This is a genomic window from Bacteroides sp. AM16-13 (genome assembly GCF_003602705.1).
Classification (GTDB): domain Bacteria; phylum Bacteroidota; class Bacteroidia; order Bacteroidales; family Bacteroidaceae; genus Bacteroides; species Bacteroides xylanisolvens.
The window spans coordinates 223,832-241,366 of sequence record NZ_QTLK01000001.1 but is presented as its reverse complement, the minus strand read 5'-3'; the positions used below and the strand labels follow the sequence as shown (position 1 = coordinate 241,366).

The following is a 17,535-nucleotide window of genomic DNA, read 5'->3' as shown; positions in this document are numbered from 1 at the left end:
TTACTAAAACGCACAAATTTATGAATAATCTTCTTATTTGTAAAGGGATAAGTAAAAATAGCTGTTCGTTTTTAGCTTTTTTACTATTCACCTTCATTTTAATTGTTCCGGCTGCTGCTCAAACACTGAAAGAGCACGATATAACGCTTCGCGTGCAAAATGAGCCGGTAGAAAGTGTTTTCAATAAAATCAGCAAACAGACTAATTTTAAATTTCTCTATGACCAGGAGACAGTGAACAAAGCTCCGAGAGTTTCTTTCGACATTAAAAATGCTTCATTAAAACAGATTCTGGGGGAGATAACCACCCAGGCCAAACTTTATTTCAATAGGACCGATCATACAATTGCTGTCAGCAAACAGCCGCTTAAAAAGGAAGAAACAGCTCAACGTACACGCACTATCCAGGGAATTGTTGCAGATGATAAAGGAGAACCGGTGATTGGTGCCAGTGTTCAGATTAAAGGAGAAGGCAGTGGTACCATTACCGATATCGACGGACGTTATTCAATCATGAATGTACCGGAATCTGCCACACTGACTATTTCTTATATCGGCTATAAAACGGTGAATATCTCTGCAAAAGATAAGAATACGGCAAAAATCACGTTGGTGGAAGATAGTAAGATGATCGATGAAGTAGTCGTGGTAGGCTATGGCGTTCAGAGAAAAAGAGATGTTTCTACTTCTATTTCTTCCGTGAAAGCTGAACAAATAGCAGAAGTTTCCGCTTCCGATTTTCGTCAGGCGTTGGCGGGAAAAATGCCGGGAGTACAGGTTACGCAACCTAGTGGTGATCCGGAAGGAAGCGTAAGTATCCGTGTTCGTGGTATCAGCACAGTGAATGCAGGTAGTGATCCTCTCTATATTATCGACGGTGTACCGGTGGAACGTGGATTTGCCAATCTGAATAATAATGACGTTGAATCTGTAGAAGTCTTGAAAGATGCTTCTTCGGCAGCTATTTATGGTAGTCGTGGATCGAATGGTGTAATTATTATCACAACCAAACAGGGGCAGTCGGAGAAAATGAAAGTGCAGTATGATGGATATTATGGTATCCAGAGTGTTTCAAAGAAACTTTCAATGATGAATGCATATCAGTTTGCCGAATTTGCAAAAGATGGGCATGACAACGCCTATTTGGATGCCAATCCCGGTGGATCACCGGACGATCCGAATGGAATGCGTCCCAACTCATGGGAACGTATCCCCACCGAACTCTTTCCTTATCTGAATGGTGACAAAGGACTGACCGATACGGACTGGCAAGACGCTATTTTCCGTACTGCTGCTACTACCAGCCACAATGTATCTATTTCCGGCAGAGGAAAAACAGTCGGTTATTTTATTTCAGCCAACTATTATGATAAAGAAGGTATTATCATTAATTCCGATTTTAAGAAATATAGTATGCGTATGAATTTGGACGGGAAATATAAAAGACTGAAATTCGGTCTGAATTTTTCTCCTTCTTATTCTACTTCCAACCGGGTAGATGCTTCCGGGTCCAATGGTATTGTGCAATCAGCCTTGATGATGCCTCCGGTATGGCCGGTGTATAATGCGGATGGAAGCTATAACTATCAGGGAAACGGATATTGGAGAATTGGGAATGACTATCAGCACAATGCCGTATTAAATCCGGTAGCCATGGCAAACCTCCAATCGGATGTTGTAGACCGTATGGCTATTGTGGGAAAAGTCTTTGCGGAATTGGAGTTATATAAAGGGCTTACCTATAACATTTCTTTTGGTGGTGATTATTACGGTTCGCATAACGATCAATACCGTTCATCGGAACTTCCATTGTTAGGACAGAAATATTATGATGTGAAGTCGAATCCTACTGCATACAGTTCATCTGGTTTTTACTTCAACTGGTTGGTTGAGAATAAAATCAATTATAATACGACCATCAAGGATGCTCATTCTATCAATGTCGTTTTAGTACAATCGGCTCAAAAAGAAACATATAAAGGTGATAATGTAACGGCTACCGATTTCCCGAATGACTATATACAAACAATTTCCGGAGGTACGGTGACGAAAGGTGCATCTGATAAAACACAGTGGACAATTGCTTCTTATCTGGCACGTGTACAGTATAGCTATAAAGGTAAGTATATGGCTTCAGCAGCCATTCGTGCAGACGGTTCTTCCCGTTTTGGAAAAAACAACCGTTGGGGATATTTTCCTTCTGCTTCTTTTGCATGGAGAATAAGTGGAGAAGACTTTTTCACGAAAGCAAAATTCCTGTCATTTGTTGATGACTTGAAACTTAGAGCCAGTTATGGGGTTACCGGTAATTTCCAGATTGGTAATTATGACCACCTGTCTCTGATGGCTTCCGATAACTATATACTCGGTACAGGTAATGGGCAGTTGGTGAATGGATATAAACCTAGTACCATAAAGAATGAGGATTTGAGTTGGGAAAAGAATGCGATGGTGAATGTGGGTCTTGATTTACAAATGTTCAAAGGATTGCTGGGACTGACTGTGGATTATTATAATACCAACACTTCTAATATGTTGTTGAACGTACCTGTTCCTCATTTGACCGGATATAGCACTGCATTGATGAATATCGGTAAAGTAAACAACAGGGGATGGGAAATAGCATTGACCTCGCAGAAGAATATAACGAAAGATCTCGGTTATTCATTCAATGCCAATTATGCTACGAATACAAACGAAGTAAAGGCGCTCGGTCCGGGTAATGCTCCTATCATATCTACCGGTAGCGTAGATCATGCGTATTACATAACGAAAGTTGGTGAACCTATCGGCTGTTATTATCTGTTGGTGCAGGATGGTATTTTCTCCAATGAAGAAGAATTGAAGAAATATCCTCATTTCAGCAATACCAAGCCCGGAGATTTCCGGTTTGTGGATGTAGATGGAGACGGTGTGATGGACTTGGATAAAGACCGTACGATAGTAGGTAACTATATGCCTGATTTCACCTATGGATTCGGGGGAAAAGTGTGGTTTAAGGGATTTGATCTTGATTTCAATTTCCAGGGAGTGTATGGTAATGAGATTTTGAACTTGAATCGCCGATACATTGATAATCTGGAAGGCAATACCAATGGCACTACCATCGCCTTGAATCGTTGGAAGAGTCCGGAAGATCCGGGAAACGGTCAGGTGAATCGTGCCAATCGTAAATCAAAAGGTTATAATGGACGTACGTCAACTTGGCATTTGGAAGATGGTTCTTATCTGCGGTTGCAGAATGTGACACTGGGATATACTCTGCCGAAGAATCTGACCCAGCGCTTTTTTGTAGAAAAGTTGAGAGTATACGTTTCCGGACAAAATCTCTGGACTTCAACTAATTATAGTGGATACAATCCGGAAGTGAATGCCCGGCCGTCTAATTCTCTTTCACCAGGTGAGGATTATGGTACTTATCCATTGGCTAAAACATTCTTATTTGGATTGAATATAACTCTTTAATCATCCTTTAAAATACACGTTGTATGAAAAAATATAAACTAATACTATTCTTGTCAACTGCTTTTCTATCAGTTGCCTGTACAGATAGTTTCTTCGATTTGGAACCAAGTAGCAGTGTACCTACCGATAAGGTATATAAGACAGCAGACGATTTTAATGTAGCTGTGATGGGATGTTACTCTAAATTGCAGACACAGGTTTCCTATTTTACGGAGTGCTGCGAATATCGGAGTGATAATTTGACATTGAGCGCACCTACTGCCGGAACGCAGGACCGTTATGATATCGACCAGTTTGCAGATAAAGCTTCTAACGGCATTCTGGAAGATGCTTGGGCGAATTTTAATAATGGAGTCTATCGTTGTAATCTTATATTAGATAGGATTGATGAAGCCAACTTTGACGCTACTCTGAAAAAACAATATAAAGGAGAAGCCCTTTTCATTCGTGCACTTACCTATTTTAATATGTACCGTCTGTGGGGAGGAATACCTATGACTAATAAGGTGGTAACAGTGGCCGAAGCTCTGAAAATCGGACGTAGTTCAGACCAGCAGGTTTATGATTTCCTTGTCGGTGATTTGAATCAGGTTATTAATGAAAGTATGTTGCCGTCTTCTTATGCAAGTGCCGATATGGGACGAGTGACTTCCGGTGCTGCAATGGCACTGCTCGGCAAGATTTACCTCACTTTCCATAAATGGACGGAAGCTCGAAATGTGTTATCTCAATTGATAGGTAAGTATTCTCTGATGACTACTCCGGACCGGGTTTTTGATGTAAATAATAAAATGAATGATGAGATCATTTTTGCTGTTCGCTTTAATAAGGATGTGGAAGGAGAAGGGCATGGATACTGGTTCTCTATTATTAACCTGACCGACGATACCAATCAGACAAAGGCGCTGAAAGAATGTTATAAAGACGGGGATAAGCGGAAAGATTTGATTACTTATGTAAAGGTGGAAGATAAGGTCTGTGTCATGAATAAATTTAAAGATATCAAGAGCGCGACTTATAACACTGTTGGTAATGACCAGATTATTCTCCGTTATGCCGATGTATTGTTGATGTATGCGGAAGCTTTGAATGAAATTAGTTACAGCAATTTGCAGAATTCAGAAGCCTTGGTTGCTTTGAATGCTGTACATACCCGTGCCGGATTGTCTCCGATTTTGATTACAGAGTTACCCGACCAGGATAGTTTCCGTAGTGCGATCATGCTGGAACGTCAACAGGAATTTCCTTATGAGGGACAGCGTTGGTTCGATTTGGTACGTATGGGAGGTGCTAAGGAAGCCATGAAAGCGGAAGGACATATTATTCAGGATTACCAATTCCTGTATCCTATTCCCAAAACAGAATTGGAAAGAATAAACAACACAGAATTGTTGTGGCAGAATACGGGATATTAATAGGGTTAAACTAAAAGAATTCAGACAATGAAAAAAATAATATATAGCTTGTTGTTTATTCTCACAGTAGTTTTTACTGCTTGTGAAGAAGATCTGCCAAAAGCGAATTTCGATTTATATGAACTGAAGTCACTTACGGCAACAGCCGGAGATATGAATGTGACTCTTGCTTGGGAGGCATACGAAAATGCCCGGCCTAATGAATATTTGATTCTTTGGACTTCCGGATCGTCAGACGCGGAAGGAGGTGAGATGACTGTGGATGCGAAAACAATGACTGCCACAATCAATAATCTGGTGAATGACGTTGCTTACACTTTTTCTGTACAGCCTCGTTATACAGGAGGATTGGCTAGTAAAACGACTGCTGCTTGTACGCCGAAGAATGCGAGATACCCGATTTCTGATCTGACGGCAGCAGCCGGCAATGAAAGAGTGCGTTTGAGATGGACAAAACCTGCCAGTGAACGTTTTACCCGTTATCAGGTTACTGTTAATCCGGGCAATCAGATTATCAATCTGGATGACACTTCATTGGAAGAATACATTGTTGACGGGTTGACTAACGATCAGGAATATACGTTCAACGTAGTTTGTGTTTATCCTACAGGCAATTCTATTCCAGTGGAAACTTCAGCTACTCCGGGATTGATCTATCCTATTCTTGCCAATACGGAACTGGTCGTGTGGGAACCTTGCGCCTTTGCTTATAACGATATGTATTTTATGGCAGGTGAAGTGAAATCGGTAAGCTGGGATTTTGGTGATGGTACGACATCAGGAGAAAACAACCCTGTACATGCATTTGCTACTACCGGAACTTATACAGTAGCTGTTACGGTGACTTATGTAAATAACACAACCGAGTCGGGTAGTCTGGCTGTTACAGTCGGCAATTATAAATGGAATTCTGTCGATTTGAACTTTGGCGGACTTACCGGATATGTAAAGACTTCCAATCCGGTGTTCTCTCCGGATGGAAAAACAATGTACATCCCAACATCTACTCCTGCAGGGCATTTATTTGCTATTGATGTAGTGAGCGGTGAATTCAAATGGGTGTTTGCTATTGATAAGGTGACTTATGGCGGAGGAGCGTTAGTCGGTTCTGATGGCACTATTTATCAGTGTGTAAGTAATGCTTCCGTAAATAATGTATATGCAATAGCACCTACTAATGGTAAACAAAAATGGGCGGTTAAATTGGATGGCGTAATAGGAGCTTTCCCTGCATTGTCTGCAGATGGTATCCTTTATTGTTTGACTAATAAAAGCATATTGTATGCACTTGATGTAGCTAATCAGGGCAGTATCAAATGGCAAAAACAGTTAGATGGTGACACGGGAGGTGCTGTTGTCCTTGATAAAAAGGGCAATGTTTACGCTGGTACGAATGCAACTATTTATGCCTTCAACTCAAAGGGTGAACCGCTTTGGACATTAGAGGGAGATAATAAAGTTACAGAACGAGGAGCTTTTGCGTTGAATGGTAATATGCTTTATGCGACGTTGAAAGGAGGAGGACTTGTTGCTGTCGATATGACAAACGGGACAAAGATATGGACGTATCCGACTACGAAAGGTGATGCCTATTTTCCGATTGTAGATAAAAATGGTAATATTTACTTTACGGAGAAAAATTCACAGACGGTTCATGCGGTGAATTCTAGCGGATCTAAAATCTGGGAGAAAAAAGTAGGCAACAATTTGAATTACAGTGGAGGTGCCTTGAGCACGGATGGTATTCTTTATATAGGTACTCAATCGAATAACAAAGTGTTGGGACTTGATATCACTAATGGAAACATCGTTTTTGAAGAAACTGTAGGACAACAAGTCATGGCAGCTGTTACTATTGGTCCGGACAAACGGCTTTATTGCGGAACGATCGGATCTGGTAATATCGGTGCTGTCAAAGCATTTGATATTAATAAGACTTTGGAGACAGACTCCTGGAGTATTCGTGGTGGTGATATTCAAGGTACAAACCGTCAAAAGTAAGCGATAATGAGAGTTTCTGTTTTTATCTTATTTATAGCGATGACAATAGGTTTATATGCACAGAAATATAAAGTAGGTACTACTACGGCTTTGTGGAAAGTACCTGCTTCCACAGACTTTTCTCAAGCTCGGTCTGTGGGGCTAGAGTATGTGGAAGTTGCATTTAACCAGTGTTATAGAGGCGTTCCGGCAAATGAGGTCATTCCTCGTGTTCGGGATATGAAAGCAAAAATTGATAGTGCCGGTATCAAAGTCTGGTCTATACATCTTCCTTTTTCCCGCACGCTGGATATATCGGTTCTTGATGAAAAGAAAAGGAAAGAAAATGTAGATTTTATGGTGGAGATGATTGAACAGTGTGCTCAATTTCAACCGAAATGTTTAGTTCTGCATCCAAGTTCCGAACCGATTGACGACAGTATTCGGGCACAAAGAATAGCCAATGCTTCCAGGTCTATCGCTTATCTGAAGAAGTATGCGGATCAGATAGGAGCACAGTTATGTATAGAGAATCTGCCGCGGACTTGTCTGGGAAATACTCCTGAAGAACTTTGGGAGATTATCAAAGACATTCCCGGTGTGAAGGTTTGTTTTGATACCAATCATTATACAAAAGGAACGACGGAACATTTTGTAGAAACCATTGGTGAACGTATTGGCACCATACATGCTTCGGATTTTGATTTTGTCAACGAGTGCCACTGGCTTCCTACGCAAGGCGATATTAAGTGGGGAAAGTTAATGCACGCACTCGAAGGAGTCGGTTATGAAGGAGTTTTCATGTATGAAGCGACTAAAGATCATGAAAGCCATGATACACGTCCAACACCGGAACGGGTCGTTGAAACTTTCAATAAAATAATAAATGATTATAAAACACTGAAATAAGATGGATATAATAAGAAAAATTCAATATTTACTGTTTTGCCTTTTGGCAATAGGTTTTGTTGCTTGCGATGATGATGACAACAACAGTACCGAAACAGGTCATGAAGGAATCCTTACTCAATTGGCAGAGGAAGTGGATGCCACAGCACAACAGTTGTGGAGTTCTTCTCCTTTGATTGTCAATGCCGGACGTACTGCTACTTTGACCAAAATTCAGGGGTATGCGGATAAATGTAAAGATGATTATTTCATCAGTTATCTGAATGGTTTCGACCAGGCAAGTACAAGTATGGAAAAGTGTGATCCTATTATCTATTTTTATCGGAGCGCATTTGACCGCGTGATGGATGGAGTTAAAAACTCAAAAGTGGAAAATGGTACGGCAGAGATTTGGGCACTCTATAATATGGGGTATGTGGTTAAGACTCCGTCAGGGTGTTTTGCTATTGACATATCTCATCGTTGGGCAAAAGAACTGGCACCTTATATTGATTTTCTCTGCGTCACTCATAAGCATTCCGATCATTATAACAATGATCTTATTCAGGCTATGTTTGATTTAGGCAAACCGGTATTGTCTAACTACCTGAAAGATACGACATATCCTTATACCGCAAAAGGAGATAAAGATTATGAAATAGGAAAATTCAAAATTAAAACCTGTATCACCGATCACAACAATTCCGGGTTATCTAATTTTGTGACTGTATTTTCGATTGATTGTGGTGAAGATACCGGTAACTTCGTCTTTATGCATGTAGGAGACTCCAACTATAAACCGGAACAATATACGAATCTAGCTTCTCATGTGAATGTATTGATACCACGTTACGCTCCCAATGCACTGACTGAAAATAATATTCTGGGTTCGGGTGCAGGGCAGGTAGAACCGGATTATGTCTTGTTATCGCATATTCTGGAACTTGCTCATGCCGGTGTTGACGAATCGAGATGGTCATTGGAACTGGCACTCGAACGGGCTTCGAAGATTAACTGTGAACAGACCTATGTACCAATGTGGGGAGAAAAAATGGTCTGGAAAAACAATAAACTGAATTAAAATTCTTAATGTTTGAACTTATGAAACGGATATGTAACTTCATACTTCTTCTATGCTTGGTACAACTGGCTGTTGCCCAAAATAGAATAACTGAAATCAAAGAAAACCTGTTAGGAGATCATCCTGATAAAATACTGGTTGTATCACATCGGGCCGACTGGCGTAATGCTCCGGAAAACTCATTGCAAGGTATACAGAATTGCATTGATATGGGAGTCGATATGGTAGAGATCGATTTGAAAAGAACAAAAGACGGACATTTGGTAGTGATGCATGATAAAACAATCAATCGCACCATGAACGGAAAAGGGCTGGTAGAAGATTATACATTAGCGGAATTGAAAGCAATGCGTCTTAAAAATGGCGTCGCTTGTAAAACAAGACATCAGATTCCTACATTGGAGGAAGTCATGTTGCTCTGCAAAGGTAAGATAATGGTAAATATTGATAAGGGCTATGATTATTTTCAGGAGGCTTATGCCGTACTCGAGAAGACAGGAACAGTCGACCAGTGTGTTATCAAAGCCGGGCTTCCTTATGAACAAGTGAAAGCTGAAAACGGTGCTGTGTTGGATAAAGTAATTTTTATGCCTATTGTACAGTTGCACAAAGAAGGAGCCGAAGCTATTATTGATAGTTACCAGACACACATGAAGCCTGCTGCTTATGAATTAGTATTCGACAATGATAATCCGGAGGTTCTTAACTTGATAAAGAAAGTGCGTGATACAGGTTCTAACTTGTTTATCAATTCTCTTTGGCCCGAACTATGTGGCGGTCATGATGATGACCGTGCGGTGGAACTCCATCAACCGGAAGAAAGCTGGGGATGGATCATTAATCAGGGAGCGAAATTAATTCAAACCGATCGTCCTGCGCTGTTATTGGAATATCTGCGCAAAAAGAAACTTCACGACTAACCGTATTTCTTCATGTTAAAACAGCTTATAAACTTTTACAAGGTCTCTTCACCGGGACCTTGTAACGGGGAGGCTTTGTCCTCTTCCGATGAACGTCGTCTGAAGTATCTGAAATGGTCTACCTTCCTTTCGGCAACTTTTGGCTACGGTATGTATTACGTTTGCCGCCTTAGCCTGAATGTCGTAAAGAAGCCCATCGTAGAGGAAGGAATCTTCTCTGAAACGGAGCTGGGAATAATCGGCTCCGTATTATTCTTCACTTACGCCCTCGGAAAGTTCACGAATGGTTTCCTTGCCGACCGTAGCAATATCAATCGCTTCATGACTACTGGTTTATTGGTTACGGCATTAGTGAACTTATGTCTCGGCTTTACCAATTCTTTTATTCTGTTTGCTGTCCTTTGGGGGATTAGCGGATGGTTTCAGTCTATGGGGGCCGCCTCCTGTGTGGTTGGCCTTTCCCGTTGGTTCACGGACAAAGAACGGGGTTCCTATTACGGATTTTGGTCTGCCAGCCATAACATCGGTGAAGCGTTAACCTTTTTGATAATTGCGTCTATTGTCAGTCTCTTGGGTTGGCGATACGGCTTCTTCGGAGCCGGTATTGTCGGTTTGCTTGGAGCTTTAATCGTGTGGAAGTTCTTTCATGACACTCCCGAGAGTCAGGGTTTCCCTCCAGTGAATGTTCCCAAACAGAAAAAAGAGATGAGTGCAACAGAAACGGCGGATTTCAATAAAGCACAGCGCCAGGTGTTGATGATGCCTGCCATTTGGATTCTTGCCCTTTCGAGTGCTTTTATGTATATCAGTCGTTATGCGATAAACAGCTGGGGCGTCTTTTACTTGGAAGCTCAAAAAGGGTATTCTACCCTGGATGCCAGTTTTATCATTTCTATCTGTCCGGTTTGTGGTATCATCGGTACGATGTTTTCCGGAGTGATTTCGGATAAATTGTTTGGTGGTCGTCGCAATGTTCCTGCCTTAATCTTCGGATTGATGAATGTATTTGCACTTTGCCTTTTCCTGTTGGTTCCGGGCGTACATTTTTGGATAGATGTATTGGCTATGATTCTTTTTGGTTTAGGAATTGGAGTACTAATTTGCTTTTTGGGTGGTTTGATGGCTGTCGATATTGCTCCTCGCAATGCATCGGGAGCTGCATTGGGAGTTGTTGGCATTGCCAGTTATATTGGTGCCGGATTGCAGGATGTGATGAGTGGTATACTGATAGAAGGGCAAAAAACGGTTCAGAACGGAGTAGATGTTTATGACTTCACTTATATTAATTGGTTTTGGATAGGGTCGGCTCTACTGTCAGTACTTTTTGCGTTATTGGTCTGGAAAGCAAAATCAAAAGAGACAGATTAGTTCCAAGTATATTAGGTTAGATTGAAAAAACTTGTTTGTAAAAGAATGTAACAGGTGTTTGTTTTCAAAGGTATTGGATTTAATTTCGGGAAGTTCGTTGTTACGATTCTTCCCGAAATGTTTTTATCATATTTACTTTGTCTCTGCCAGCCAACGATTGATATTGCGGGTTTCCGCACTGAATTCCACACCGATCCTCACTACTTCCCGATGATCTTTCTGATAAGGAATTAGGTAACCTTTTTCATTAATCTGTTTTATTGCTTCTTCTGCGGTTCCATTTAGTTTGAATTCAAATACATAGACATATTGGGGCGTTTTGACCACAGCATCGGCACGTCCGCGAGCACTGCGTACTTCTGCTTCTGTGAATTGTCCCATTAGTTTGAATACAAGATAGAAAATAACCTGATAGTGCCGTTCGGTCTGGTCATTCAGTTCATACGGAATATCAGCAAAGAAAGCCTCCAAACGGGTGAGGAAAGATTCATAATCACCTGTGCGTAATTCCTGAACGAATTTTCCGATATAAAATCCTTGATCGTTGTTCTTCATTGGAGTGTAAAACGGAACAAGAAAGTTAATGAATCCGTAGCGCACTTCATCATTCGGAAAATCAAGCCGATAGTTCTGAAACTCTCTGTCGTAATCCTTAATAGTCAGATATCCACTTTGATAAATCAGCGGTATAGGATTATTAGCATCCATTCTGTATTCTACAAAAGAAGAAGCAGGCGCTTCTATACCATTTAATAAAGTACGGAGATCATATTCACTTTTTTGTAGTAGTTCAACCAAGAATGTTGGCGTACCGGTTTGGAACCAATAGCTGCCCAACTCTAATTTACTGAAAGCATTCAATACGCTGAACGGATTGAATACCCCTGAGCCATCCGAGTGAAAATGATAACCGTCATAGTTGCGTTTCATTGCTGCGACTACTTCTTCTGGAGTCTGATGATTTTTGCGACCGAAAATTTCAATCTCGGGTTTGAAAGTACTCTCCAGTTCTTCTCGGGTAATACCGCAAAGTGTGGCATAAGAATAGTCTAGGCTAATGTCATTCAACTGATTCAGATCGCTGAATACGCTGACTTGAGAGAACTTCGTAACTCCGGTCAGGAAAACAAAACGGAGATATGCGTCAGCACTTTTCAATACTCCATAAAAGGCTTTCAATATCTGACGATACTCTTCGAACAATCTCGGACGGGTAATGGCTTGCAAAAGAGGTTTGTCATATTCGTCTACTAATACAACGACGTTTTTTCCAGTTTTCAGAAAAGCTTGCTCGATCACATAGCTAAAGCGTTCTTCGGGGCTACGATCTTTTTTCTCATCACCATAAATAGCTTCCCATTTCTCTAAATATTGGTTTAGCATTGCGATTAAATCCGCTGCCGTCTCATATTTTTTTGCATTCAGATCAAGGTGTAAAACAGGAAACTGCTCCCATTTCGTCTCTAGTTGTTCAATGGCCAAACCATTAAATAGCTCTTTTTTTCCTTGGAAATAAGCATCGAATGTCGAAATTAATAGACTTTTACCAAAGCGGCGTGGTCTGCTTAGAAAATATGGCTTTCCCAAATTGGCCATACGCCATACAAGCGCAGTTTTATCCACATAAAGATAATTCTCCTTCCGTATTCCTTCAAATGTCTGTATTCCAATAGGAAGTTTACGCATTAAGTTGTCCATATCCGATGGTTTTAGAGTTTCTTACGCAAAGATACAATATGCAAATGAGAATTTAAGTAGAATACAAACATTATCTTTTCAGAATAAATTCAGTATTATGCTTTTCCTTTGCCGGAGATAATTTATTATCTTTGTAACTTTAACCCGATAATCAATGAGTAGAATAATATTAAATACTAAGATTTGGCTGTTTGTGTTGTTGCTTGGAATGTCGTTTCCCGCATGGGCACAAAGTGATGATTTCAATACATGGACTAAATTTAAGGTAAATCATAAGATAGATTCCCGTTTCTCGGTTTCAGGCGATTTGGAATTACGTATGAAGGATGATATAAGTCGATTAGATCGTTGGGGACTGACAGTTGGTGGAAGTTATCGCCCTTGTTCTTTTTTGAATCTGGGGGTGGGATATGAGACCCATCTTCGGAATTTGGGTGATTCAGACTGGAAGTTGAGACATCGATATCATATATCTGCCACTGCCAACTTTCGTTATCAATGGTTGAAAGTGTCTTTGCGGGAGAGGTTTCAGCAGACTTTTGACCGTGGTGATTCTGAAACTCGTCTACGTTCTCGTTTGAAGTTATCCTATGCTCCTACAAAAGGAATCGTTTCTCCTTATTTCTCTGTTGAAATTTATCAAAGTCTGGATGATACCTCTTTTTGGAGAGCAGACCGTATGCGCTATCGTCCCGGAGTGGAGATTGCTTTAGCCAAACGATGGTCATTGGATGCATTTTATTGTTATCAATATGCATCTTCGCAAGGCAGACACATTGCCGGAATAGAAGTGGGGTATTCTTTTTGAAATAAATGACGGATAGTAAATAATAACCAATGCTAATATAATAATGTGGAGTTCAGAATGTCTTGTTTTTGCATGTGTTATGTAAATGGCTGATTACGTGCTTTTTATATAAAAGATTAATCTTTTTAAAGGAAAATATTTCTTTTCTTAACTATAATCTGTACTTTCGCTTCCACATTTCAAACTGTAATGTGGGAATTTAAGATTCTACAGTTGCAACAGACGTGTTGTATGGTTTTTCATAACCGAAAGTGAATACTTCCTCTTATGGCATTCTTTCTGCTTAATCAAGAATTTCTTTTTTTGAACTAATAGAAAAACAAAATGAAAACATGCCATAACCTATTTGTGGGAGTAGGTTTTTTTATCCTTTGTTGTACTATGTTTACTGCTTGTGTAAACCATATTTCGGAGGAAGAAGGGGAAATCATTAATAATGGAGATATTCCGTTGAAGTTTGTAGCTGATATTCATGAGATTATGAATACTCGTGTAGTAAACAATAGTTTTGGAGAAAAAGATGAAGTGGGATTATTTGCACTTGCAGGAACTACTACAATGCAAGAAGAACGTTATGCAGATAATCTTCATTTTGTGCGTTCATCTACTGGTGAGTTTGTATCTGATGAGTCGGTTTACTATCCGGATGATGGAGTAACATTGAATTTAATCAGTTATTATCCATATCAGAAGGGCGGGGTAGCAATGGGTGAAAGTTCCATGCAAGTGACCGTTGCAACAACTCAAGATAAACTGGATGATTATTCTCATTCTGATTTTCTAGTTGCTTCCAAAAAGGAAGTATTAGCTAGTAAAGATGCAGTTGCTTTGACTTACAACCACCAGTTCTTTCGCATGAAAATAGTCCTTGTCCCCGGAGAGGAAGAGAATATAGAAGAAATACTATCTGTGAAACCTACACTTTCGGTGAGTGGCTTTTATACTAAGACCATTTATGATTTTCAGAAGAAAACATTCTCTGCCTATTCTGAAGAGAAAGATATTACTCCTGCAGGAGAATGGGAAATAAAAGACGGTCGACTGGTAGGAAAAGAGCTTATTTTGATCCCTCAAGAGGCGACAGCCGGATACCAATACATAACATTGGAAGCTGCCGGCAAACTATATACCAGTTTATTACCATCCACTTTACAATTGGAAAGTGGAAAACAGAGAGAGTTGGAAATAACGTTTGTATCGGCCGAAGATATATTAATGAGTAAAGTGAACGGAGAAATCGGAGATTGGGATGGGACAGAAGTGGACCATACCGAATCGGGTATTTTGCATAAATACATAGATGTATCGAAGCTGACTTTTGAAAAATCGAATGTGTACAAAGTGATACATTCGGGAAAACAAGTAGCCGAAATATGTAAAGAGTATCTTGTAACTCCGGATTTTTCTTCTCAAGCGATTGTTGCCTATCCGATGAAAGAAGACGGTAGCGTTAATTTATCTCAAGGGATTGTAGCACAGTTATTAGGAAAATCAGGAAAAGTGAATGGTGGAAGTGTATCATGGAATATGGAAGATCATTCATTAACCTATGTGGATGGCACCTTATTGGCTCGTAATAATGTTTATGTGCTGGCAGACGGAACAATCTCCTTATCAGTAACACTGGCAGATGATGTGTTACCTGTTTTGGCACAGGAAGATATTGTTCGTGATGTTCGTGGAGGAGTCATCCATAATTATCCGTTAGTGAAGATCGGAACTCAATACTGGATGAGGAGTAATTTGGAGACATCTTTATATGTAAACGGTGATGCGCTCCCTAAATTGAATCAGGTAACAGCAAATATAGCCGGATATTTGCAATCTACTACAGAGCATTATTTTTATACCGCTAATGTTGCGCTTTCCGGTAGGATCTTGCCAACTCACTGGAGTATACCGAATTGGGAAGACTGGAATATTTTAAAAGACTACTTGAAGGGGGAAGCTTCTTTGTTGAAGTCAGGGACCTGGTTGTCCCTGAAGACGGAAGAACAAGTGCAACCTGCAACTAATTTATCCGGTTTTAATGGTATTCCTGTAGGAATGTATGTAGGGGCTTTTCAAGCAGATTATGAGAACAAACATTTGGCATATTGGACATTGGACAATACAAATGCCACCATCGATACTAAGGTTTTCTACATGAAAAGTGATACGAATATCATAGAAGAATCTAATGCGGGTATTGATACGAAAGCTTTCGCTATTCGTTGTATTAGAAAGTAAATCAGTGAAAATTGCATCTCCTTTTCATAAATTGCTTATATTTGGGAAGTAAAACTAACTAAAAGAGAGAACTATGAAGAAGATAATAAATCCCTGGAAGGGTTTGGAAGGGTACAATTGTTTCGGTTGTGCTCCTAATAATGAAGCCGGAGTAAAAATGGAATTTTATGAGGATGGTGACGAAGTAGTGAGCATTTGGAAGCCACGTCCCGAGTATCAAGGCTGGATTGACACTTTGCATGGCGGTATTCAAGCAGTTTTGATGGATGAAATCTGTGCGTGGGTGGTGCTTCGTAAACTACAAACGACTGGAGTGACTTCGAAGATGGAAACCCGTTACCGAAAATCTGTTGATACCAAAGATTCTCATATAGTATTGCGCGCCTCTATTAAAGAAGTGAAGCGGAACATTGTCATTGTTGAAGCAAAATTATATAATGAGGATGGAGAAGTATGCACAGAATCGGTTTGTACCTACTTTACTTTCTCGAAAGAAAAGTCGAAAGACGAAATGCATTTTACGAAATGTGATGTAGAGCCGGAAGAGATATTGCCTTTAATTTGAAATAAAAACTCAAGTTTTTGTGATAAATGTTTGGTGGTTTCAAACAAATGCTTTACTTTTGTCGCAGTTAATAAAAGAAATATGAAATATACAACTACACATCATCATCATCATTTTCCTAACGAATAATCGGTGGGCGTGGATGATATTGTGTATAACTATATAAACGATAACTAAGGCTTGCCGAATACGGTAAGCCTTTTTTTATTTCTCAACGCATATTATAATTAAAAATTAAATAAAGTCATGTTAAGAATCGCAGTACAAGCCAAAGGACGTCTCTTCGAAGAGACAATGGCACTTTTAGGAGAGTCGGATATTAAGTTGAGCACTACAAAACGTACCTTATTGGTGCAGTCTTCCAATTTCCCTATTGAAGTTCTATTCCTTCGTGATGATGATATCCCGCAGACAGTGGCTACCGGTGTGGCAGACCTAGGAATTGTTGGCGAAAACGAATTTATGGAAAAGGAAGAAGATGCGGAAATCATCAAACGTTTGGGATTCAGTAAGTGTCGCCTTTCATTGGCTATGCCGAAAGATATTGAATATCCCGGTTTGTCATGGTTTAACGGTAAGAAGATCGCTACTTCTTATCCGGTTATTCTTCGCAACTTCCTGAAGAAAAATGGTGTAAATGCTGAAATTCACGTGATTACCGGTTCCGTAGAAGTGTCTCCGGGAATTGGATTGGCTGATGCTATTTTTGATATTGTAAGCTCCGGTTCTACGTTGGTAAGTAACCGTTTGAAAGAAGTGGAAGTCGTAATGAAGTCGGAAGCATTGCTGATTGGCAACAAGAATATGAGCGACGAGAAAAAAGAAGTGCTCGAAGAACTGCTGTTCCGCATGAATGCCGTAAAAACAGCCGAAGATAAAAAATATGTATTGATGAATGCTCCGAAAGATAAACTGGAAGAAATCATTGCTGTATTGCCGGGTATGAAGAGTCCTACGGTGATGCCGTTAGCACAGGAAGGCTGGTGCTCTGTCCATACAGTACTTGATGAAAAACGTTTTTGGGAAATCATTGGAAAACTGAAAGGACTGGGAGCAGAAGGCATTTTAGTACTGCCAATTGAAAAGATGATTGTATAAATATATAGGCATCTAATAAAA

12 protein-coding genes are annotated in these 17,535 nt (G+C 40.1%); 11 read left to right on the top strand and 1 reads right to left on the bottom strand.

What is annotated here, in order from left to right; translation table 11 throughout:
• Positions 1-20: 20 nt before the first annotated feature.
• From DW173_RS00930 to DW173_RS00900, 7 genes are read left to right on the top strand one after another with little or no spacing between them, the layout of a single operon-like run.
• Entirely contained in the window at positions 21-3,464 is a 3,444-nt protein-coding gene (locus DW173_RS00930; protein WP_120143429.1) for a TonB-dependent receptor, read from the top strand.
• A gap of 23 nt (positions 3,465-3,487) precedes the next feature.
• Positions 3,488-4,879 (top strand): RagB/SusD family nutrient uptake outer membrane protein, encoded by a 1,392-nt coding sequence (locus tag DW173_RS00925; protein WP_087321406.1) that lies wholly within the window; start codon positions 3,488-3,490, stop codon positions 4,877-4,879.
• A 27-nt stretch (positions 4,880-4,906) separates the two neighbouring features.
• Positions 4,907-6,880 carry a PQQ-binding-like beta-propeller repeat protein gene (locus DW173_RS00920; RefSeq protein ID WP_120143427.1) on the top strand — a complete coding sequence of 658 codons (1,974 nt, stop codon included), beginning with the start codon at positions 4,907-4,909 and terminating at the stop codon, positions 6,878-6,880.
• Between the two features lie 6 nt (positions 6,881-6,886).
• Positions 6,887-7,768: a sugar phosphate isomerase/epimerase family protein gene (locus DW173_RS00915; RefSeq protein WP_120143426.1), complete on the top strand. Its 882-nt coding sequence runs from the start codon at positions 6,887-6,889 to the stop codon at positions 7,766-7,768.
• Position 7,769: 1 nt separating this feature from the next.
• Positions 7,770-8,828 carry an MBL fold metallo-hydrolase gene (locus DW173_RS00910; RefSeq protein WP_117809103.1) on the top strand — a complete coding sequence of 353 codons (1,059 nt, stop codon included), beginning with the start codon at positions 7,770-7,772 and terminating at the stop codon, positions 8,826-8,828.
• Positions 8,829-8,848: 20 nt separating this feature from the next.
• The gene (locus DW173_RS00905; RefSeq protein ID WP_120143505.1) at positions 8,849-9,748 is read left to right on the top strand and encodes a glycerophosphodiester phosphodiesterase family protein; all 900 of its coding nucleotides are present in this window, start codon (positions 8,849-8,851) and stop codon (positions 9,746-9,748) included.
• A gap of 12 nt (positions 9,749-9,760) precedes the next feature.
• Positions 9,761-11,116: an MFS transporter gene (locus DW173_RS00900; protein ID WP_120143424.1), complete on the top strand. Its 1,356-nt coding sequence runs from the start codon at positions 9,761-9,763 to the stop codon at positions 11,114-11,116.
• A 132-nt stretch (positions 11,117-11,248) separates the two neighbouring features.
• Here the strand turns inward: DW173_RS00900 and DW173_RS00895 are convergent, their stop codons facing one another.
• Complete coding sequence (locus DW173_RS00895) at positions 11,249-12,814, bottom strand: ATP-binding protein (protein ID WP_120143422.1); 1,566 nt, start codon at positions 12,812-12,814, stop codon at positions 11,249-11,251.
• Positions 12,815-12,968: 154 nt separating this feature from the next.
• Between DW173_RS00895 and DW173_RS00890 the strand changes: the two genes are divergently transcribed.
• From DW173_RS00890 to hisG, 4 genes are all read left to right on the top strand, one after another.
• On the top strand, positions 12,969-13,622 hold the full coding sequence (locus tag DW173_RS00890; RefSeq protein ID WP_120143421.1) for a DUF2490 domain-containing protein: 654 nt from the start codon (positions 12,969-12,971) through the stop codon (positions 13,620-13,622).
• A 324-nt stretch (positions 13,623-13,946) separates the two neighbouring features.
• Positions 13,947-15,851 carry a fimbrillin family protein gene (locus DW173_RS00885; protein ID WP_120143419.1) on the top strand — a complete coding sequence of 635 codons (1,905 nt, stop codon included), beginning with the start codon at positions 13,947-13,949 and terminating at the stop codon, positions 15,849-15,851.
• Between the two features lie 73 nt (positions 15,852-15,924).
• Complete coding sequence (locus DW173_RS00880) at positions 15,925-16,416, top strand: PaaI family thioesterase (protein WP_004310812.1); 492 nt, start codon at positions 15,925-15,927, stop codon at positions 16,414-16,416.
• Between the two features lie 246 nt (positions 16,417-16,662).
• Complete coding sequence (gene hisG, locus DW173_RS00875; RefSeq protein WP_004310813.1) at positions 16,663-17,514, top strand: ATP phosphoribosyltransferase; 852 nt, start codon at positions 16,663-16,665, stop codon at positions 17,512-17,514.
• The last annotated feature ends 21 nt before the right edge of the window (positions 17,515-17,535 follow it).